Here is a 21,614-nt window from a genome sequence, read left to right as displayed (position 1 = left end):
TTATCGGAATTGCTATTGATAGATAAAAATAGATATTTATTATGTAAACTATAAACCAAAACCTATATAGGTGATTTTGTGCCCTTAACTCGTGCCCATGCCCGCATTGGAACCGTTCGACAACTGGAGATCCTGCTCTGTGTCTACGAGTTGGGCAATATCAGCGCCGCTGCCAGAAAACTGCACCTGACCCAGCCAAGCGTATCGATGCAGCTGGCCAAACTTTCCGATGCGGTGGGTCTACCTCTGTATTACTCGGTGGGCAGGCAACTGCAATTTACGGAGGCCGGGCAAACCCTGGTAGAAAGTGCCAGGGAGATCCTGAAGAGTTACGAGTATCTGGACCTGAAACTGGCCCAATTGCGAGGGTTGGATACCGGCAGCCTACAGCTGGCAGTAGTGACCACCGCCAAATACTTTATCCCTCACCTGATCGGGGAGTTTTATCAGCAGCATCCGCGACTGGATATCCACTTCAGGGTGGGCAATCGCCAACAGATTATTGATTACACCGGTGAGGATGAAGATGATTTCTACGTTTTCAGCCACCCTCCAAAAAGCCAGGATCTGGAGCTTGTGGAGTTTCTACCCAACCGCTTACTGGCGATAGCACCGGAAAACCACCCACTGGCCTCCCGTAAAAAAATCTCCTTGCAAGAATTTGCAGACTGTCAGTTCCTGCATCGAGAGGAGGGTTCCGGTACACGCCACGCCATTGAACAGTTCCTGCGCAAACGCAATGTAGACCTCAAGCTCCGTATGACCATTGAGAGCAATGAAGCCATTAAGCATGCGGTTATGTCCGGCCTGGGGGTCTCTATATTATCGGAACATACCCTGGCATTTGGCGGGCGTGCAGGTTTATCGATTCTCGATATTGAGGAGCTTCCTATTGTTACCCACTGGTATTTAGCCCGACGCAAATCCCGTCCGCTGTCTCCCGCCGCACAGAAATTCCTGGAGTATGCACGCAATCTGGAAAAGGTGCCCTTGGGGAAACTCTCTTAACCCTCAATTTCCCCCTCTCACCCCAATCTTCCAGAGATATTGGCTTCCCCCAAAGTCATATCTCTAGCACTCCCCTGACATCATGCCTGTTGAATAATTTAGTCCTCAAAATTTGAAAAATTTACTGCGAGCTTTCTCAACCCTGCTACTTTTTGGGGTACTTGGCCCATGTATTGCCGGTATTTATTTACACCTCCCTATGGCAATTAAGTAGTTTTGCCTGTACCTGGATTTTCAGAGATGGATATCGCGATGATCGCAAAAGGATTTAGCAAAGGAATTATTACCCTGATTTTTACTCTCTCTACATTGTCAACTCATGCCCAGGATGATTGGCGTGATATCGAGTGGGGGGAATTTATTGTTCGCTTCGGATTAACTTACGTCCAACCAAATGACGAGGGCACAGCGCTAAAATATCGGGTTTTACAGCAGTGGGATTTATATAACAGCAGCTGGCAGATCGATACCGCTCACGCCTGGCAAATATCGGGGGTCTGGCGCCCCAGCGACCGTTGGGGTATTGAGTTGATGCATATTAATGGCGCCAACTACGGTACAAAACTGGATAACTTCACCGGCAACGTCGGGCGAAACCAAATCCAGCTGGGCGACTTTAGTACCACTACAACCATGGTGTTTGGCAACTGGTACTTCATGGACCCCTCCTATCGTACACGACCTTATATAGGCGCGGGAATAAATTACACCAACTTCCACACGGTTGAAATCAGCCGCCAGTTTAACGAGTACCTGTTGGACTCTGGGCTCTCGGTCGCACCAGGATCATTTAATATGGGACACTCCTGGGATTGGGGGCTACAGGCTGGCTTGGACTACAGCCTAGACTTCCGAGATTGGCGCTATCCGATCCTGCTTAATTTATCCACGGTTTATTACCTAGCGGATACTGATGCCACTATCGATTTTCCCACAGAACTGGGCAGAGATCGCCTTTACGCCCATTTTGACTACAACCCTTGGATCATAAATTTTGGCGTCGGCACTAAATTCTAGTTTATGGGAATGATTTTTAAAGTTGGGCGAGAATAGAAGCCAGTTTCTAAAGCCTGTGAATACATGAATTGTATTTCGCCCAACTAGAACCGTGCGGTTAAATCGCAAACATTTACTGTAAATATTTGGCACGATAAAAGGAATAACTGTGTCTATCCATAAAATTGGACACCCGGCATTGCTCGTAAGGCTGGTACAACTCACCTTGGTAATTCCTCTTGTGCTTATTTTTTACAATAAATCTATTGCGCAATGCAACCCAGGTAATAGCGGTACTGCCAGCGCAGATCAAATCACTTGTGATGAAGATAATGACCCCAATGGCGCAGATATAGAAACCTTCGCCGGCAACGACACCATCACCCTGAATGGAGGAACGGCAGAAAATGTACTTGCCGGTGAGGGAAATGATGAAATAAATATTACCGGCGGCATAGTCAATTTGTTTGTCAATGGCGGCGCTGGTAACGATACGATAACCCTCGATGAGCGTTCCAGTGATGTTGGAGATTATCTGGAGGGAGGCGGCATTCATGGAGGCGAGGGCGATGACAACCTGATCCTACTCGATGGGCTGTCTTTCCATGTTTGGGGAGGTGATGGAAACGATACCATTACCCTGGATGGAGGTTTTATTTTTAATTACCTGGATGCCGGTAATGGTGATGATTATATCTATTGGGATGAGGGCATCAGCAACGAAGTTCGAGGCGGCTCCGGATCAGATACCCTCCTGATTGACTCACACTCATTCGACGGTGATGTAGTACTGGATGGTGGTGATGATCTCAGTGCAGATGACGGAGAGGTTGACAACTTGATATTCAAGCTGGATTACTCCGTTGATGGGACACTTTTAAATAACTGGGAAAGGATAGTTATTTGGGGTAGTTCCAAAATGATATTTACCGGGAGCTTAGCCGTCGGTGGAGGCCTCGACGCAGAGGGAAACCCGCTTGGCCTGGATATTCGATGGGGAGGGCAAGCATTTTTTGACAGCGACAGTTATGTGATTACAGGAGATATATCCAATAACGGAACCATTGACCTATCTAATAATAAATTCAACACCCTCACCATAGCCAAAGACGACACAGGAAACTATGGAAATTATCGCTCTGACAACGGGCGCTTATGGGTAGACGCCGTTCTAGAAGATGATTTTTCACAAAGCGATCAGCTAATTATAGAGGGAGACACATCCGGCACTACGACCATCTCTGTCTTTAACCGTTCAGGTAAAGGAAAACGGACAGTGGGCAACGGGATCAAAGTGGTCTCCGTCGAAGGGGAGTCAAATGCACAATTTACCCTGGCTGGGGATTTTGTCAGCAAAGATGATCAGCAGGCAGTGATAGGTGGAGCCTATGCTTACACATTGCACCAGAATGGCGCAGGAGGAAGTGATGATGGCAGCTGGTATTTGCGTTCAACTGTGGATAACTCTTCAGTATTTCCTGAAAGCGGAATGATCCGCTGGCAACCTACTGCAGTACTCTACGAAGCCCTCCCGCAAATTCTCAGAACACTCAATATTCCCTCTTCACTGCGCAGCCGCCTGGGTAATCGCTATTGGGTAGGTACAAGCTATTTGGACCTGGCCAGTAGCGAGTATAGCGATGCCCAAGAGCAGGCAATTGATAATCGTGGACTTTGGATCAGGAACTCTGCCCGGCATATTACCCTTGACCCCAATGAGTCCAGTACCCGTGCAAACTGGAAACAGACTTACTATCAAGTACAAGTGGGCTTTGATTTACCAATACAAGTCTCCGTATTTGGAAGCCAACTTATTGGCAGCGCCGCTTTGCACTACGGCGATTCAAATAACGATGTGAGTTCATTTTTTGGTGATGGCTCAATCGATGCGAGTAACTACGGCGTCAGCGCATTTGTCACCTGGTATGGATTGGATGGCATTTTTATTGATAGTCAACTTAAGCTAAATTGGTTTGACTTTGAAATGGATGCCAAATCACTGCGCGAACTCAATAATAGCGATGAAGCATTTGGTTACGCCTTGTCTATCGAGGGCGGCAAGAGTTTTAAACTGCATGATTACTATTCCTGGACACCCCATGCGCAATTGATTTACACCTCGGAGGAAGCCAACAACTTGCAGGATATCTATGCAGTACAAGCTACAGATATCAATAACAATGGCTTCCTCTTACGTTTGGGAACCATCTTTGAAAAGCGCAAGAGCCAGCGTAAGAGCAGTCGCAATATGTATGGCTCAATTCCCCTGGAAAGGTTCTCTCTATTCGCAACTCCGAGCCTTATTTACAATATCGACCAGAGGACTAATTTACTCGTATCGGAAACCCGACTCAGTCAAAAACCTGATACCTGGTACGGTGAATTGCGCTTGGGCGCGAGCTACGATGAGTGCGGTGATCACTGTTCTATCTATTCAGAAATTTATTACAGTAGCAGTTTGGAAAACCTGGGGAATAGTTTTTCCGGAGGCTTGGAATTAGGATTTCGTTATAAGTGGTAGCAATTTGAGATCAAACTGAAAGCCAAATATCAACCTTAGAGTACGACAGCTACATTACCTATAGATTAAGCAGCGCCTATTCACTCTAAGAGTAACTGAGATAAATTATATTCAGAGAATACTCTGCGTATTTTCTTATCGTTACCACACTTTCCCTTTAAATTTTGTTTCTTCAAGCCGCTAGCCTGACACCCAGGGATTGTTAAAAACCTATCCCTCCAGAAACGAACATCTGGCACTCTTGCACAACGAATTCCTTGCCTCATACTCATGGCTTTAAGCCAGATATCATCCGCATTAGGACATAACTCCAAAAACTTATCTTTATTTAGAACATCGGGATGTAAAGAGCCGGGATAATATAAAACACCCCCAACTCCAGTAGGAAAAACACGATAAGAAGGTTTAATATTCATATTGCACCTCCAAGTTTCCCGCGTTGTCCTCCATTTGTTGTAAGGCAATACATTGCCTTTTTTATCAACACCTATCCTGTGAGCTCGATGACAGAAAATATGTGATGGGAACTTTAAATATGACTGATACAGCATATCGATGGTATCCATCGGGTAGAGGATATCGTCATCCACCGTGATTATCAGGCTATCAGGAAATTTTTGAAGCGCGTAATAATACTTTGTGTAAGGTCCTAGATCTTCATCAACAAATTCAATTCTCAATCCACGATCTACCTGCCTCATTAAAATATTGGGCAACATATAATCTGGAAATTCTTTGGTCGATAGCCAAAGTACAATTAAATCCGCCTTTAGCGACTGCTGAAATAAACTCTCGATACACAAATGGATATCATGGATTCGCTTTCCATAGCTAGTCAGAGAAACAACAATACTGTGTTTAGCCGCATTACCTACCCCAGAATCATTACCACTGAGGGTCGACTGCTCCAATATTCTCTTCCAGACCAGAGCATCTAATTTTAGGTTGTTGTTGATTGTATTTTTCTTGCTGCGCTTCGCCGTAAAACCCTTGAACATATTGACTTTACAATCTGGGGTTGAGACAACTCAATGCCTGGTTTTAGACATATACCTAAAAAGGACATTCAGTAATCCGTGGCCGCACATTAGAATTATTGAAATTCATAGTGCAGTAACAGAAATTGGTATAGGCGAGCACAATTTTCCGAGATCGACCACACCCTCAATAGTAAAGGTATGGTCTAGTTTTCGGTAAATGCAACATTTACTACCCTACTTCACCTGCTCCTTCCGTCTCAGAGGCCAGTTTTTTCGTTGCGCCACGGCGACCATATAACGCCAAAAGAACGCCAGATGGGAACATCAATACACCGTAAACTGCTGAGGGCACGGACATCTCACTCGAGTGTAAGAGCGTGAGGGTTACCATCATTCCGATGGTACTGTTCTTAATACCGAGTTCCGTTGCAACCGCAACCCCTTCCCGCTTTGGCAGGCCAGCAACCCGGCTGATAAGAAGCCCCAATAGCACACCACAGAGATTCAATAGAATGACCGAGGGTCCAGCTTGAACCATCAAGTCTGCAAGGCGATCGCGAATTCCCCAGATAAGGCCTGCTACCAGTGCAAGCAATACAACCCCGCCAAAAATACTGACTATTCCCTCTGCGCGGCGAGCCAGGTGCGGTCTCCAGGCGCGAAATAGCATCCCTATCACAACAGGCAAGAGGACAATACTGGATAACATCACCACTGTACTCGCGAATGGCAGAGTTATAGTCTGGTCAGCGCCGAAATAAGTTCGAAGCGCATAATTTGCGAAAAGCGGTAAACTGGCAATAGTAATCAGGCTAGCAGAAACTGTTAATACAATAGAAAGCGCCACGTTACCGCGAGCCATCAAGGTAAACAGGTTCGATGTTGTGCCTCCCGGACAGGCGGCAATAATGACTAGGCCAACAGCAATGGCCGGTGGTAGATTTAATCCCCAGCAGAGGCCAATTGCTATAGCTGGCATCAGGAGAATTTGGGTAAAAGTTCCGATAATAAGGCCAATAGGCTTTACCGTTACCTGATGGAAATCCCTGGCAGTTAGGGTCATCCCTATTCCCACCATGATGATAAACAGCGAGATAGGTAAGCCGATCGAAATAAGGGGACCTGATTCCATGATTTTCTCCAGTATCAGTCACTGTAAGAAAAATACCCGACCAAAATCAACTTCCAGAATACAGCTGGCACTGGAGATGGATAACGAAATCAAGGCAGAAACTTCACTGCCAGGGGACTTATTTCGACATCGGTAATTCGCTGATTTTCTTGGTGCTCGGATCGATTCTTATAAGTGTAATTATTATTTTTAGTTCAGATGGTAAAGCAATCATAGATGACTTCACCAATGTGTCTTGTATTTTAGCAATATACAGAAGTTTAATGACTCAGGAAACGATACAGAAGGCCATGATTTCCTCCCTGAAAAGCGGACAGGTAGATAATTGGGACAACTTAATGTGGTCCGTGGGAAGTTCGGATATTCCCACTAGCGAGGGCTCCGTTACAGCTTTTAGTGCAGCTAACCAACTCCCCTGGCTTCTACCCACGCGACGAAAGTCCCTATTGGAATACTTTTCCTGCCCGAAAGTAAAAGATGTACTTTCCCCTGAACTGGATAATTACCTGCACGAACTCAGCCTCAATAAACCCAATAACCGCTTGGGCACTTACTTTGAAAGGCTCTGGTCATTTGCCTTTGACAAACATCCCGACTACCAGCTGCTCTACCAAAACCTCCCTCTAAGGTCCGGCGGCAAGACACTGGGGGAACTCGACTTCGTCGTGCAACACCTGCCCAGCAACCAGTGTGAACACTGGGAAATTGCCGTAAAATTTTATCTCCAGGTTACCGATATCCATTGGGTAGGGCCTGGAATCAAGGACCGACTGAATATCAAACTGGCAAGAATGGCAGATCATCAACTGCCACTGATTGAAATGCCGGCAGTTCAATCAATGCTGAAAGAGCACGGCCTAGAGATAGATCGCCAATGGGCGCTAATGCCTGGGAGACTATTCAAACCGCTGGATACACTTCACCGGCCCTCCAGTCATGATCTTTGGTGGGTATCGTTATCTGAGTTTCGGTCATTCTCCCTGCGCCAGGCAAACCGCAGTGCTCTCGAGTGGCTGGCACTCCCCAAGCAAGCCTGGCTGGCGCCTCAGAGCAGCACCACCGGCATGACTGCCGATCAATTGCTAGAGGCGCTGCTGCCCGAAAGCTTTACCCGCCCACTGTGCATCGCCGCCGTCGATAAAAACGGCGAAGCCTGCAGAGGCTTTATCGTGCCCGACAACTGGTACCAAAGAGCCAAAAGTAGCTTGAGCATATAACCCCGGCTGCGCCAGCCTCTCCCCAAATCAGAATCCGGGAGCCTCTCGCTGGCCTCACATTATTTTCTAAATTGGTGATTGACATAGATCAATTTACATTTACAATTTTCAGAAATTTCTGAAACTTAAGAAGTAAATGAAACTATCGAGTCAAGCCCAGGCATTCGTACTGCACTTTGGTGAAATGGGTAGCCGCTGGGGATTCAATCGCACGGTGGGACAAATGTTTGCACTACTCACCATTCATCCCACGCCACTCAATGCCGAGCAATTGGCCCAGGCACTGAAGATCAGTCGTGGCAATGTCAGTATGGGGCTCAAAGAGCTACAGGCCTGGCGCTTGGTTGAGCTGCACCATCAACCGGGCGATCGCAAAGATTATTTCACTGCAGCTGGGTCAATCTGGGACCTCGCTCGCACTGTCTTCGAGGAGCGCCGCAAGCGAGAGCTCGACCCTACATTAAGTCTGCTTCGCCAGCTGCTGCTCAATGAACCCCAAGATGAGCTGGATGCCCAGGCACAGGAAAAAATCCAGGAAGTTTACAGCTTGCTGGAGCTGCTCGAAGAATTTGCCAACACACTCAGCAAGCTAGAACACCAGGACCTGCTTAAATTGATGAAGCTAGGCTCCGGTATCGTCAAGCTACTGGAACTCAAAAGTAAGATGACAGGTGGACAGAACACCTCAAACTAGCGAAAAAAACGCTAGTACGAGGAATATACCGCTGCACTCAAAGCGAAATAACACTTTCATCTGAAGCACTTATTCCGGGGAGAAACCCATAGGGCCAAATCCATGGCTAAAAGCCCCGGCATATTTTTAATCCAGCAGCCCATAGTGCTGGATTAATAACGGCACAAGGCCGTGCCGCTGCCGATCCAAAGTCGGCTCCTGCAGGATTGTATACGCGGGAACACACACCTGCCTCTATATTTTCTTGCAGTGCCGATTAGCACAGGAGGTGCTAATCGGCTCACTGGTTCAAAGATCTCAGACCAGCAGAGGCTCTCATGCTAGATACCCTGATCCTTTCCAGGATACAGTTTGCCGCAAATATTAGCTTTCATATTCTATTTCCAACAATCACCATCGCACTCGCGTGGATCGTTTTCTTTTTTAAATTACGCTACGACCAAACTAATAATCCGGTCTGGATGCGCGCATATCGTTTTTGGGTAAAAGTCTTTGCCCTGACATTTGCTCTCGGCGTAGTGAGTGGCATCACTATGTCATTCCAGTTCGGGACAAACTGGCCCGGCTTTATGGCCCAGGTCGGCAATATCGCCGGCCCGCTTCTCGGATACGAAGTACTTACTGCATTCTTTCTCGAAGCAACCTTTCTCGGCATTATGTTGTTTGGCATTAATAAGGTGCCAAGCAAAATACATACTTTATCTGCCTTTATTGTGGCAACAGGGACCACTCTATCCGCTTTTTGGATTATCGCTCTCAACTCCTGGATGCAAACACCTGCCGGATTCGATTTACGGGATGGGGTCGCCTACCCGGCAAGCTGGATGGAAATTATCTTTAACGCCTCTTTCCCCTACCGACTTACACATATGCTGCTGGCTTCGGGTCTGACGGCATCTTTCTTTGTTGCGGGGATTTCCGCTTATCGGATTCTTAAAGGAGACCCCAAACGCGCGCCCCGGCTCGCCCTTAAAACAGGACTGGTTCTCGCTGCCATCTTTATTCCGATTCAAATCTATGTTGGTGACTTACACGGACTCAACACTTTTGAGCACCAGCCGCAAAAAGTCGCCGCAATGGAGGGGGTCTGGGAAACAGAGCGCGGCGCACCCCTACTGTTATTTGCGATACCCGACGGAGAAGAGAAAACCAACCATTTGGCGATCGGCATTCCCAAGATGGCCAGCCTTATCCTTACCCATGAGTGGGATGGTGAGATCAAGGGAATTAATGAATTCCCCGATAATCACCCACCGGTAGCCCCCGTATTTTTCGCCTTCCGCATTATGGTCGGCATAGGAATATTGATGCTGCTAACCGCTTGGGGAGGGGTCTATCTATTGCGTAAAGGTGAGCTGCCTCGCTGGATGCTCAAAACCCTGGTCGCGATGACATTCTCCGGCTGGATAGCCACTTTGGCCGGTTGGTATGTCACAGAAATTGGACGCCAACCCTGGCTCGTAACAGGAGTACTGAAAACCGCCGACGCTGTTACTCCAGTACCACCTTCTCATGTCGGTTTTTCCCTAACCCTTTATCTGGTTGTCTACGTGATATTGCTCTATGCGTACATAAGAACCCTGAAAGTGATGGCCCTGAAGTCTGTAAAAGTCGAGGAGTTTGAAACTCAGGAACTATTCGCCGGCACTAGCTTAACCAACCGCCCAAAAGATACCGAGAAAAATGACAAGGGAGAAGGCAAATGACCGGTAGCGCTTCTGCAGCGGCCTATTGGCTGCCTGTCGCCTTTGTGGCCCTTATGGGCCTGGCGGTAATAGTCTACGCAATTCTGGATGGCTACGATCTTGGTGTGGGCATTTTGCTCCCCATGGGAGAAGAGGAGGAATCGCAGCGGGATACCATGATCGCATCCATTGGCCCCTTTTGGGATGCCAACGAAACTTGGCTGGTGCTGGCAATCGGTTTGCTCCTGATTGCATTCCCAATCGCACACAACCTGGTGTTAATGCATCTATATATACCAGCTGCGATTATGCTGGTCGGGCTAATCATGCGAGGAGTGGCATTCGACTTTCGTGCCAAGGCTGCCATCGACAAAAAGCTAACCTGGGATCGAACCTTTAAGGCGGGGTCTATTATTACCAGCCTTGCGCAGGGGTACATGCTGGGGCAGTACGTGATTGGCTTTAAGCCCGACTGGTCTGCACAGCTTTTTTCAGCGCTCAGCGCTCTGGGAGTTACCGCCGCATACGCCTATATTGGCGGCGCCTGGTTGGTTCTTAAAACCGAGTCGGAGCTGCAAAAACGAGCGACTACGTGGACCCGTTACGCAGGGCGGGCCACCCTGCTTGGGGTGGTTGCAGTATCGGCCATCAATCCTCTGGTAAACCCAACAGTATTTGACCGATGGTTTACCTACCCTCTGGTTATGTTTGTACTACTCGTCCCCACCCTGTGCTTTATTGCCTTTGTCTCCAATGATGTTCTGCTGGCGAGAATGCCTAAGCCTGCGGACAGACATAAAGCGGTTCCTTTTTTTACCGTCGTTGTTATTTTCCTGATGTGCTTTATCGGCCTGGCTTTCAGCTTTTTCCCTGATATTGTTCCCGGCCAACTAAATATTTGGCAGGCAGCCAGTGCCACCGCCTCATTAAAATTTATTCTTGTGGGTGCGGTAATAGTAGTTCCCGTCATCCTCGCCTATACCGTTTTCTCTTATTACGTCTTCCGAGGAAAGGCGACAGAGCTACATTATCACTAGCTTCATTTCCATTCGGCTGGCAGAAATACCTGCTAGCCGAATTTAATTAATTAATGTGGAACTACCCCACAAATCAAACAAGTTCTTCTTGCTCGCCTGAATTTGGTACGATTATAATAATCAATTCCAAAAGACAATTTTTTACATGGAAGTAAAGCGTATGCTAGCCCATGGCCAGTACCGCTTGTCTATAGGGGGAGGTAATTTGAACCAAATCGATCGACGAGCTATCAGCCGGCGCGACACTGCCAGTCCGCGCAAACCACAACGCAAAAATGGTCGGGAGAAGTATGAAAAGCTTCTTGACGCCCTTGAAGTATTAATTACTGAACAAGACTCTACGGATATTAGCCTCGCAAACCTTAGTCAGGTTGCAGGTGTTCCAGCAGCGTCTGTTTATCATTTCTTCCCAAGTGTAGATGCCAGCTTAACCGCCCTGGCCGAGCGTCACTATAAGTCTTTCGGTGACGTAGTATTGGGCCATTCGGATTTTTCTCCGTCAGAAAGCTGGCAGGATATGCTGAATCAGCTGTGCGACCTTGTGCGCGGCTACTATGAAGAGAATCTCGCGGCACTAAAAGTACATTTTGGACCTCAGTCCAGTTGGGCATTACGCCAACTACAAATGGAAAACAATTGGCGCCTGGCAGATACTCTGATCAAAAACCTGTCTCGGGAGTTTGAGTTGCCACCCTCTCAGGATTGGCGAGACCGGTTTATGTGTGCCATCAACATTAACGACTCTTTCTGCTCCCAGTCTTATTCCCGCTTTGGGAAAATAACAGAAGACTCCGCAGCAGAGGGGAAACGGGCCGCTGCAGCCTACTTAAAGCTCTACCTCGGTGAGCTTTTGCAGAGGCGCCAATTGCGCTTTGCCCCACTGGAGGCTTCGGCCTAAGCCCAGTAGCAGAACCGCAACAAAAAAGCCCGACAAGTAATTGTCGGGCTTTTTTGTGCCCGTCACTTCCTCCCAGCCCTCTGTTTAAGCCTCACCTGACTAACAATTACCAATAATCAAAAAAAAGAGGGTAAAAAATATTTGCTAATAAAATAGCTTCAACTTTTATATATATCAAATGGCTATATACAAACTTATATTAACTTCACTTTATAACTATGTTGATTAAGGGGAGCAGCGCTAGAATTGCATTTTTGTGACTGGCAAGACTGAACCTACACTTCATTAACTAATATCGATTGTGGAGGTCCCTTATGCCCATTGCTTCACACGAGCTCTCGGTGGATTTCCCAGAATATGCAGACACAATCAAGCAGCTCATCGAAGACGATATTCAATTCAAACTTGAAAACGACATTTACAGCAAACTGGATAAACAAATAAGAGGCCTTCAGGATAGTGGTATTGGCACCGACGACGATCACTATTCCAGCCTCAAAAAACAGAGAGCCTACTTAAAACAGCACCTCTATAACCGCATTACTTCAGTGATTACCCATCACTAAAGTACGCGTTAACAGTTGCTCGTAGCAGCACTGGCGGTCACTGCAGTTGCTGAAAGGGCACGCAGCCTAAAAGAGCTTGGCCTATGCAACTGTACCTGACCTTTTCCTCTCCTTTTGCTCGCAAGGCGCGCATTGTTGTGCAAGAACAGCGTCTGCACTCTGTGGTAACAGAGCATTTCTCTCACCCCTTTCACAATGACGACGAACTTATTTCCAGCAACCCCTTGGGAAAAGTCCCCTGCCTAACCCTGGATAATGGCTCCTCGATCATTGACAGCGAAGTCATCTGTGCGTTTCTGGATAAAAGCTTGGGGGATGGTCACTTATCTGCGCCACTGGATAACAATTGGGATCTGTATACTTTTCACAGTGTCAGCTCTGGATTAATGGACGCAGCAGTGCATCTGCAAATGGAAAAGCTGCGCGCACGGGAAGAACTTAGGTCTGATTTTTGGTGGCAGCGCTATTTCAGTGCTATTGAGAGATCTCTAGATTACCTGGAAAAGCACCTGGATCGATTACCCGCCAGTCTTAGCTTGCCACATATTAACTTGTGCTCAGCACTATCCTATCTTGATTTTCGCCATGAAGATTTTGACTGGAGAAGTGACCACCCGAAACTTATGGCCATATCGGAAGATTTGGAGAAAAGTGAAAGCCTGAGTAAGTGTCAGCTGCATGAATAGTTACAAAATGCGGAATACCAACAAGAATAAGTTATCCCGCTATTTGTTCTGAGCAGGTCAAAATACTGAGTAGTGCACTATTGTGTCAGGCGGAAAGGAAACTCTGCAACTGAGACTCGCTGTGATTACATCTCGGTAAGATAGGAACCGGCATTCATTCTTAATGCGCTTCTACAGCACAGTTCATTCTTCCTTTTTTAGGCGCCGTGACTCCATCAGCAGAATGTAGTCTATTTTAATTAATATAAATGCCACACTTTTTTACTAGCCTAATCCCTTTTGGAATACTCCCATGGCCAAACAACCGAAGAGTACTCTTTGGATAATTCTGCACAGTGTGGCCATTGTTGCAGTTTTATGTAACCTGCTAACGGGGCTCCGTATCTCCACCTTAACTAAGCCAAGTATTGGAAATATCGAAGAACTGTTACCCCAGGGACAGATTCATGATATTCACTTCTTTGTAGCAATTGTTACTTCGGCCATCCTTATCTGCTACTTATCCTATAAAGTAACAATTAAAATAAAAAATACAACCTCACAAAGTAAACCTTATAAAACATCAATTAGCTACCATAGGGTAGTAACACGCATTGGCTCATTTTTTTTAGTGCTCATGGTCTTAAGTGGCTGGATTTTATTTATTGGTTCCGACAATGCTTCTATCTTTCGCCAGGCACACTTTTATAGTGCTTTTGCGATCTTATTCTATATATTCCTTCACGCTGGCGTTTACCTAACAACCTATGGCCTGAAGACTTTGAGTTATTTACTTCCCATTACTCGATCGGGCTATCGAACTTCAATTTTCACCTACTTATCTACCGTCTGTATCACTTTATTACTTTGGATTATTGTTACAAATAACAGTTACCACGATCTTACAGTTGAGAAAATAAGTCCGGAAACCTTTATCAACATAGATGGAATCCCTCAAGAATCCGCATGGTCCTCAGCCATATCACTTAAAATCCATACTGACGGAGGTGCTAACTTTATTGATGGTAGCTCAACCGTCAACTTGAGAGCCTTGCATAACCAACAAGAAATATTTTTTCATATCACCTGGGAAGACCCTACTGAAAGCCTGAAACACCTACCACTGAAAAAAGTAGATTCTGGCTGGGAAATACAACAGCAAGGTTTTCAAAATTTTAATGAAACCCGTCACTATGAAGATAAGTTTGCCATCCTGCTCTCCAATTCCTGTGATTTCGGTGCTTCGGGAACCTCTCACCTGGGCCGCAAACCATCAGCACAGTTGCCCGCAAATTGGCATGGCAAGGGCTACCATTACAGCTCATCCGATGAAATACACGATCTCTGGCACTGGAAAGCAGTAAGAACCAATAAAATGCACCTGGCAGATGACAATTATATTGGCAAGCCTGATATTGTAAGGCCAGGAGCACGCCGCTATACCGCAGGATATCTCCAGGATGGCAAAGAGTCCGGGGCATACTTAATGAACTGGAAGTGGTACTCCGCAAAAAACGTTACACCAAAACGACTACCCAAAAGTCCCTCCAGCCTGACGCCATATCAAAACGAGGATACAAAAAGCGATTGGACTATTTCCTGGTTTGATTACCAGTCATACACGGCTGAAGATGACAATTATCCTATCAATACGATTATGCCTTCAGTCCTCTATACCTCAAATCGCTTTGAGGGAGATCGTGCCGATGTAAGGGCCTATGCTGTTTGGCAGGACGGCTACTGGTCTATGGAGATGGTGCGAAAATTAGATACTGGATCAGCGTTAGATGTAGCAATAAAAGACGGTATTTGCCTCTGGGTTTCTGCCTTTGATCACTCGCAAATCGCCCACACTCGCCACTCTCTCCCCGTCAAAATCAAGTTGGCAGATCAATAATGTTTGTGCGTATATTTTGGGTATTCATTTTTCCTGCAATCACGGTCTGTGCAGTCATACTGCACCAACCATCACAACCTCTGCCAAGGGAATACCACTTAGTTAAAATTGATAAAAATGGGGAGCCTATCGAGGCTTGGGCAGGCCCTTGGTCCTGTATCTGCGATACCGATACAGGGCTTCTTTGGGAAGTAAAAACCGACGACGACGGAATTCACGATGGAAGGTGGACCTACTCGTGGTATCAATATGAAAAAGGGATAAAAAACAATGGGGATTGCTACTTTGAGGAGGACCGATGTGATACAGAAGATCTGATTCGTCGGACCAATCAGGAAAAACTATGTGCAATACAAAACTGGAGACTTCCGGATATTACAGAACTTCGCTCCATTCTCCTAAAGGAGAGTAAATCTGTGAGGCCTCAAATTGCGACGGAGTATTTCCCAAAAACTCAACGGGGTGATTACTGGACCCGTAATTTTGACAGGCCTTTATACGATGTTTACCAGTACCTGAAAACAGGGGCGGGAGCAGTTAATTTCATGAACGCAGAAACTATCACAATTCCTTATAGAAACGCCGCTTTTGTACGCTTAGTCTCCAACCATTCAACCGCCTGTAATAATAATCCCGAATAATTCCGGCGCGCTGCATCCAGCTTTCACAACTAACCTTTCAAATTGCAGCGCCTTCAGATAATAACCACTACTTACAGGAATCCCCCATGAGACGGTTCTTAAGTACTGCTTTTGCTTTCTCGACTCTATGTTTGGCAATTGATGCCAACTCAGCGACCAAATATCACAGATTGGCCTGGGATGGCGATGCCTCTACCAGTGCTGTCATTGGATTTTCACCGGACGGTAATAGTAATAACCCTTATATCAATTTTGGCTACTCAACCAATGAAAATAGTTGGAGCAGTCGAGCAGTTGATACCGCAGCTACGTTCGACGGTAGCTTAAATAGCTACTTTGTAAGACTGGAAAACCTGACACCGAATTCAGAGGTTTATTACCGGGTCTGTGACCAGGATGGCTGTGGCGATCGTTTCTGGTTTAAAACTGCACCTGACGATGAGTCCCCATTTGTGATTATTGCTGGAGGCGATACCCGCACCGGACACACAACCCGGCGCGAGGGGAATGCACTGCTGGCTAAGATCCGTCCGCTGGCTGTTATGCACGGCGGCGATTTTACTAACGCCAACAGCGCATCAGAGATGGATGAGTTTTTACAAGACTGGACCCTGACTTATTCCAGCGATGAAATTGATGGGTATAGCTACCAACGCATTTACCCCTTAATTCCCACCCATGGAAATCATGAAGATGACAACTACTCCACTATTTGCCAGGTATTTGGAGTCGACTTCAATGCAGATAGTAGCTGTAGCCCCAGCGATACTTACGGCGCCGTACAGATTTCCCCCCTCTTACGCGTCTACACCCTAAACAGCCAATTTCAGGAAAGTGGCTGGTCATCTTATGCAACGGCTATGAACAACTGGCTGGAAGATGATTTAGCTACAAGTGGCGCCTACAGCAATTGGCGTTTTGCCCAATACCACAAGCCAATGTTCCCCCATTACAGTGGCAAGTCCGATAACCCCACATTATTCAATTGGTGGGCAGAGCCATTTTATGACTACGCCATGAACCTAGTGGTCGAATCAGATACCCACCTGACCAAACTCACTGAAGTCGTCGCCCCGGGCAATAGTGATTTTTCTACCAGTGATACCGGAGGCACTGTCTATGTGGGTGAAGGCAGTTGGGGGGCTCCGGCCCGTTCCGCCAATGATGCCAAGTTTTGGACCATCGATATGGCCAGCATCCAGCAGTTTAAAGTGATACAAGTTAGTCCTGATGAGCTGAGCGTCCGCACGGCCCAATTTGACGACAGCGCCAGTATCCTGACCCGTGAAGATCGCGCCAATGACCCCCTTGCTTTACCAGAGGACATTAACTGGTGGAGTGCCAACCGAATTGGCGAATCTATGGTTCTTGCACAAAATAGTGTTGGCAGGAGTGTCATTATCGAGGATAGCAGTGACAACGGTGAGGTAACCCTACCCGTAGCAGATGATGCCTTTATCTCTTCCCGCTATTCATTCAGTAATTTCGACAGTGACTCAGACGGGCTACTGGCAGATGGTAGCGATAGTACCTACGGAACTCTCTACTCATTAATCAAATTTGGCCTCTCCAATATCGCCAATTGTTCAGCAATAAATTCAGTTAAGCTTGAATTAAATATTACCAACCGCTCCACCAACGATTATGGAATTTACCTGGCCGAATCTGACTGGGACGAAGAATCAGTCACTTGGGATTCAGTCGGCGGATCGGGGGTGCTTTCACAATTGGCAGCCAGCTTTATTCCTTCATCCACTGGAACCCTAACCCTGGATTTAAGCTCTTCTGGTATTCTGGAAGACTGGCTAAACGCTGAAAATACCGGGATGGTCATCGCCGCGCAAAATGGAAGCAATGGCGTAGATATCTCATCAAAGGAAACCGGTATTGCACCAGCCCTCAAGGTGGTTGCAGACTGCAGTGACACTGTCAGCGAAAAGATATCCCAAGTTGCCTCAGATGATGTCTTTATCTCCTCCAGAAAGGAAGATGACAATTTCGATGGTGACAGCGATGGACTTCTCGCCGATGGTAGCGATTTGATCTACGGCACAATGTATAGCCTGATTCGCTTCGATTTATCCGATTTAAGTTGTCAGCAATATATTGATGCGACACTCGAACTGAATGTCATCAATACATCCAGCAACAGCTATGGCATATATATGGCGACACAAAGCTGGCAAGAGGAATCCGCTACATGGGACTCTGTTGGCGGCAGCTCGATTCTTGGGCTTCAGGTGGGTAGCTTTACGCCCTCTTCTACTGGTCGACACCTCATTGACCTGGGAGCCTCCGGTATAGTGGACCGCTGGCTCAACGCTAGTAATCACGGCCTGGTGATCGCTTCAGAGGGAGGCATTAATGGCCTCGATATAAGCTCCAAAGAGAGTGGACAGAGCCCTCTCCTGACAATGCAGACACTCTGTAATTAATACTTTTTGGGCTCTCCCCAGGGAGAGCCCAGCTTCAATAACAACTAACTTACTGATTTCTTCATGCACTACTTTTAAGAAGGCAATAGCTATTCACCTTGAAGCTAATAAACCCTCACATCAGGAACTGCCCGGCTCAGTTACTCACAAATTTTAGCTAGATTTCCATCGACAGCCTTTATCAGGTCATCTGGACTTAACTCTATTTCCAGTCCCCTACGGCCAGCACTCACAAAAATGGTTGAGTGATTTTGAATCGATAGATCAAGGATAGTCTTCAAGCGCTTTTTTTGTCCAAGAGGGCTAACGCCCCCCAAAACATAACCTGTTGATCTCTCTACATCAGCTGGAGCGGCCATTATCGCCCTCTTTGCCTCGGCAGCTCTTGCAATAAGCTTCAGGTTAAGCATGGTCGAAACCGGAACAACACCAACAACTAACTTTTTATTGTCCAGCGCAACTACCAACGTTTTAAACACTCTCTCCTCAGCAACTCCCAATTTTTGCGATGCTTCCAAACCGTAAGAATCACTTGAAGAGTCGTGTCTATACTCATGAACCTTGTGACTGATATTATTCTTTTTTAATAAGGCAATTCCCGGAGTCATATAACCCATAACCTATATATTCCACCTAACGACACCCACATGATAATACAATAGGCCCCAGACAAAACACTCTATAAATAAAACTACCTCAGCCCATATCGCCAATCAACAAATAGGCTTGGTTATTAAGTTATTCAATTTACCTTATTGATTACTTTTAATCCTTATACCGGTAAATTCTTATACTATTTACCCGCTATACTATCTGCTGGATAGATGAATCAGGTGCTATCGTAAACCGAAAGTCACCTTACTAAATCGCAGCAAGTCGCCTATATCATTACGAGAGTAATAGTAAAACGAAGGATGTATCAACGATCGTACGGAGACACTTTCGATGCTAATAAAATATAATCGTAGTTGTGCCGCTTTAATAATCTCAATATTTATAACCGCGCCACTCTATGCCGCAGACACCAATGAGGAAGTGGTGACTGATCCCGTCATTCTTGAGGGCGCAGTTGAAGGGCAACCAAAGTCCAATAGGTTCTGGTGGCCAGACCAACTCGACCTACGCCCGCTCAGACAGCACTCCCCCAGATCCAATCCAATGGGTGACAACTTTAATTACGCTGCCGAATTCCAAACCCTGGACCTTAAAGCGGTAAAACAGGACATCGAAACTCAGCTCAAAACTTCACAGGACTGGTGGCCCGCAGACTACGGTCATTACGGCCCATTTATGATCCGAATGGCCTGGCACAGCGCAGGCACCTACCGGATCGGTGATGGTCGCGGTGGTGCCCGTGGTGGTCAGCAGCGTTTCGATCCCCTCAACAGCTGGCCTGATAATGCCAACCTGGATAAAGCCCGCCGTCTACTCTGGCCCATCAAACAAAAATATGGGCGCAAATTGTCCTGGGCTGATCTTATGGTGCTAACCGGCAATGTAGCTCTGGAGTCCATGGGATTCCCTACGTACGGATTTGCCGGGGGGCGACAGGATGACTGGGAGCCCGACCTGGTTTATTGGGGGCCCGAAACCAAGATGCTGGCGGATGAGCGTTACACCGGCAACCGGGAGTTGGACAAACCTCTTGGCGCAGTGCAAATGGGGCTTATTTATGTCAACCCTGAGGGACCCAATGGCAATCCCGATCCGGTGGCTGCCGCCACAGATATCCGCGAAACTTTTGCCCGCATGGCGATGAATGACGAAGAGACAGTAGCCTTGATTGCCGGAGGCCATACCTTTGGTAAGGCTCACGGTGCAGTGAAAGCTGATTGCCTCGGCCCAGAGCCCGCCGCCGCCCCGATAGAGCAACAGGGGCTTGGCTGGAAAAATAAGTGTGGGAAAGGAAATGCCGACGACACAATGACATCCGGCCTGGAAGGGGCCTGGTCTGCCGCCCCAATCAATTGGAGCCAGCAGTATCTGGACAACCTGTTTAAATTCAATTGGGTCAAAACAAAAAGTCCAGCTGGTGCCGTTCAGTGGATTCCCGATGATCAGAGCGCGGAAAATCTGGTGCCCGATGCATTCGACAAGAACAAGCGCCATGCCCCCATCATGTTTACCACGGATTTATCCCTTAAGTTCGATCCCAGCTACAAAGAAATTGCCAGGCGGTTTCAGGAAAATCCGGAAGAGTTTCAACGCGCCTTTGCCAAAGCCTGGTTCAAGTTGACTCATCGGGATATGGGCCCTCGTGCGCGCTATTTGGGAGCGGAGGTGCCTGAAGAAGATTTAATTTGGCAAGACCCTATCCCCAAAGTTGATCACCCTCTAATTGACAGCCGGGATATAGATTCTCTCAAAGCAAAAATACTGGCGGCGGGCATTAGCGTTCCCGATCTGGTGAGGACTGCCTGGGCCTCAGCTTCTACCTTCCGTGGTTCAGATTTTCGCGGTGGCGCCAATGGTGGCCGTCTTCGCCTGAAACCCCAAAAAGACTGGTCGGTAAATGATCCCTCTGAACTATCACAAGTCCTGGCATCGCTGGAAAAAGTCCAGCAGGAATTTAACAGTTCCCAATCCGGGGGCAAAAAAATCTCAATGGCAGATATCATTGTACTTGGGGGCGCAGCAGCCATTGAAAAAGCTGCAGAGCAAGGCGGACATAAAATTCAGGTCCCTTTCAAGCCTGGACGCACCGATGCTTCCCAGGAACAAACAGATGTTAATTCTTTTGCGGTACTACAACCTCTGGCCGATGGCTTCCGCAACTACTTTGGCGATGGTTATGGAAGAACCCCTACAGAGTTATTAGTTGATAAAGCCAGTCTGTTAACCCTAAGTGTGCCTGAAATGACTGTTCTGGTTGGAGGAATGCGGGCACTTAATGCAAATACCGACTCCTCACAGAATGGTGTACTTACTCAGCACCCCGGCACACTGACGAATGATTTCTTTGTGAACCTGCTCGATATGTCTACTGTCTGGTCCAAGTCGGCAAAATCAGAGGGTATCTATGAAGGAAAAGATCGCAAAAGTGGCCAGGCAAAGTGGACAGCCACACCTGTAGATCTGATTTTTGGTTCAAACTCTGAATTAAGGGCAGTCGCAGAGGTTTATGCTTCTAGTGATGGCGCTGACAAGTTTGTAAATGATTTTGTGCTGGCCTGGACCAAAGTAATGAATTTGGATCGGGTTGATCAGCCTCAGTCTTAGGGGTCATATACCTCAATAAAGAA

The 21,614-nt window shown here is 47.0% G+C and carries 17 protein-coding genes; 14 read left to right on the top strand and 3 right to left on the bottom strand.

The window, feature by feature from the left end; all coding sequences use genetic code 11:
• Positions 1 to 78 precede the first annotated feature (78 nt).
• The 3 genes from ACJJIW_RS09725 (at position 79) to ACJJIW_RS09715 (ending at position 4,525) form a co-directional block, all read left to right on the top strand.
• Complete coding sequence (locus ACJJIW_RS09725; RefSeq protein ID WP_444937203.1) at positions 79 to 1,008, top strand: LysR family transcriptional regulator; 930 nt, start codon at positions 79 to 81, stop codon at positions 1,006 to 1,008.
• 240 nt (positions 1,009 to 1,248) lie between these two features.
• Positions 1,249 to 2,025, top strand: a complete 777-nt coding sequence (locus ACJJIW_RS09720; RefSeq protein WP_444937202.1) for an OmpW/AlkL family protein — start codon at positions 1,249 to 1,251, stop codon at positions 2,023 to 2,025.
• Between the two features lie 148 nt (positions 2,026 to 2,173).
• Positions 2,174 to 4,525 carry an autotransporter family protein gene (locus ACJJIW_RS09715; RefSeq protein ID WP_444937201.1) on the top strand — a complete coding sequence of 784 codons (2,352 nt, stop codon included), beginning with the start codon at positions 2,174 to 2,176 and terminating at the stop codon, positions 4,523 to 4,525.
• 80 nt (positions 4,526 to 4,605) lie between these two features.
• On the opposite strand, the gene ACJJIW_RS09710 is transcribed toward ACJJIW_RS09715, so the two are convergent.
• Together ACJJIW_RS09710 and ACJJIW_RS09705 are read right to left on the bottom strand one after the other, a co-directional pair.
• Positions 4,606 to 5,523, bottom strand: coding sequence for a glycosyltransferase family A protein (locus ACJJIW_RS09710; RefSeq protein ID WP_444937200.1), 918 nt, complete (start codon positions 5,521 to 5,523; stop codon positions 4,606 to 4,608).
• A 211-nt stretch (positions 5,524 to 5,734) separates the two neighbouring features.
• A complete protein-coding gene (locus ACJJIW_RS09705; RefSeq protein WP_444892036.1) occupies positions 5,735 to 6,637 on the bottom strand; it encodes a bile acid:sodium symporter family protein in 903 nt (300 codons plus the stop codon).
• Between the two features lie 263 nt (positions 6,638 to 6,900).
• On the opposite strand from ACJJIW_RS09705, the gene ACJJIW_RS09700 reads away from it, so the two are divergent.
• The 10 genes from ACJJIW_RS09700 (at position 6,901) to ACJJIW_RS09655 (ending at position 18,372) form a co-directional block, all read left to right on the top strand.
• Complete coding sequence (locus ACJJIW_RS09700; protein ID WP_444937199.1) at positions 6,901 to 7,854, top strand: DUF1853 family protein; 954 nt, start codon at positions 6,901 to 6,903, stop codon at positions 7,852 to 7,854.
• Between the two features lie 136 nt (positions 7,855 to 7,990).
• On the top strand, positions 7,991 to 8,548 hold the full coding sequence (locus tag ACJJIW_RS09695; protein WP_282931244.1) for a GbsR/MarR family transcriptional regulator: 558 nt from the start codon (positions 7,991 to 7,993) through the stop codon (positions 8,546 to 8,548).
• A 317-nt stretch (positions 8,549 to 8,865) separates the two neighbouring features.
• Positions 8,866 to 10,254 (top strand): cytochrome ubiquinol oxidase subunit I, encoded by a 1,389-nt coding sequence (locus tag ACJJIW_RS09690; RefSeq protein ID WP_444892038.1) that lies wholly within the window; start codon positions 8,866 to 8,868, stop codon positions 10,252 to 10,254.
• Complete coding sequence (gene cydB, locus ACJJIW_RS09685) at positions 10,251 to 11,270, top strand: cytochrome d ubiquinol oxidase subunit II (RefSeq protein WP_282931242.1); 1,020 nt, start codon at positions 10,251 to 10,253, stop codon at positions 11,268 to 11,270. The genes ACJJIW_RS09690 and cydB overlap by 4 nt, the downstream gene beginning before the upstream one ends.
• Positions 11,271 to 11,415: 145 nt before the next feature.
• A complete protein-coding gene (locus ACJJIW_RS09680) occupies positions 11,416 to 12,168 on the top strand; it encodes a TetR/AcrR family transcriptional regulator (protein ID WP_282931241.1) in 753 nt (250 codons plus the stop codon).
• Positions 12,169 to 12,482: 314 nt separating this feature from the next.
• Positions 12,483 to 12,734, top strand: a complete 252-nt coding sequence (locus tag ACJJIW_RS09675; RefSeq protein WP_282931240.1) for an HP1242/YdcH family protein — start codon at positions 12,483 to 12,485, stop codon at positions 12,732 to 12,734.
• 83 nt (positions 12,735 to 12,817) lie between these two features.
• Positions 12,818 to 13,420 carry a glutathione S-transferase N-terminal domain-containing protein gene (locus tag ACJJIW_RS09670; protein WP_282931239.1) on the top strand — a complete coding sequence of 201 codons (603 nt, stop codon included), beginning with the start codon at positions 12,818 to 12,820 and terminating at the stop codon, positions 13,418 to 13,420.
• A 292-nt stretch (positions 13,421 to 13,712) separates the two neighbouring features.
• Complete coding sequence (locus ACJJIW_RS09665; RefSeq protein ID WP_444937198.1) at positions 13,713 to 15,296, top strand: ethylbenzene dehydrogenase-related protein; 1,584 nt, start codon at positions 13,713 to 13,715, stop codon at positions 15,294 to 15,296.
• Positions 15,296 to 15,937, top strand: a complete 642-nt coding sequence (locus tag ACJJIW_RS09660) for an Lcl C-terminal domain-containing protein (RefSeq protein WP_444937197.1) — start codon at positions 15,296 to 15,298, stop codon at positions 15,935 to 15,937. The genes ACJJIW_RS09665 and ACJJIW_RS09660 overlap by 1 nt, the downstream gene beginning before the upstream one ends.
• Positions 15,938 to 16,023: 86 nt before the next feature.
• Complete coding sequence (locus ACJJIW_RS09655) at positions 16,024 to 18,372, top strand: DNRLRE domain-containing protein (RefSeq protein ID WP_444937196.1); 2,349 nt, start codon at positions 16,024 to 16,026, stop codon at positions 18,370 to 18,372.
• Between the two features lie 140 nt (positions 18,373 to 18,512).
• Here the strand turns inward: ACJJIW_RS09655 and ybaK are convergent, their stop codons facing one another.
• Complete coding sequence (ybaK, locus tag ACJJIW_RS09650; RefSeq protein ID WP_444937195.1) at positions 18,513 to 18,989, bottom strand: Cys-tRNA(Pro) deacylase; 477 nt, start codon at positions 18,987 to 18,989, stop codon at positions 18,513 to 18,515.
• A gap of 328 nt (positions 18,990 to 19,317) precedes the next feature.
• Between ybaK and katG the strand changes: the two genes are divergently transcribed.
• Positions 19,318 to 21,591, top strand: a complete 2,274-nt coding sequence (gene katG / locus ACJJIW_RS09645) for a catalase/peroxidase HPI (protein ID WP_444937194.1) — start codon at positions 19,318 to 19,320, stop codon at positions 21,589 to 21,591.
• Positions 21,592 to 21,614 lie beyond the last annotated feature (23 nt).

The sequence above is a fragment of the Microbulbifer maximicatervae (SeqCode) genome (assembly GCF_052467815.1).
The sequence above is the reverse complement of the archived record's forward strand: the minus strand, read 5'-3'. Positions and strand labels throughout refer to the sequence as shown.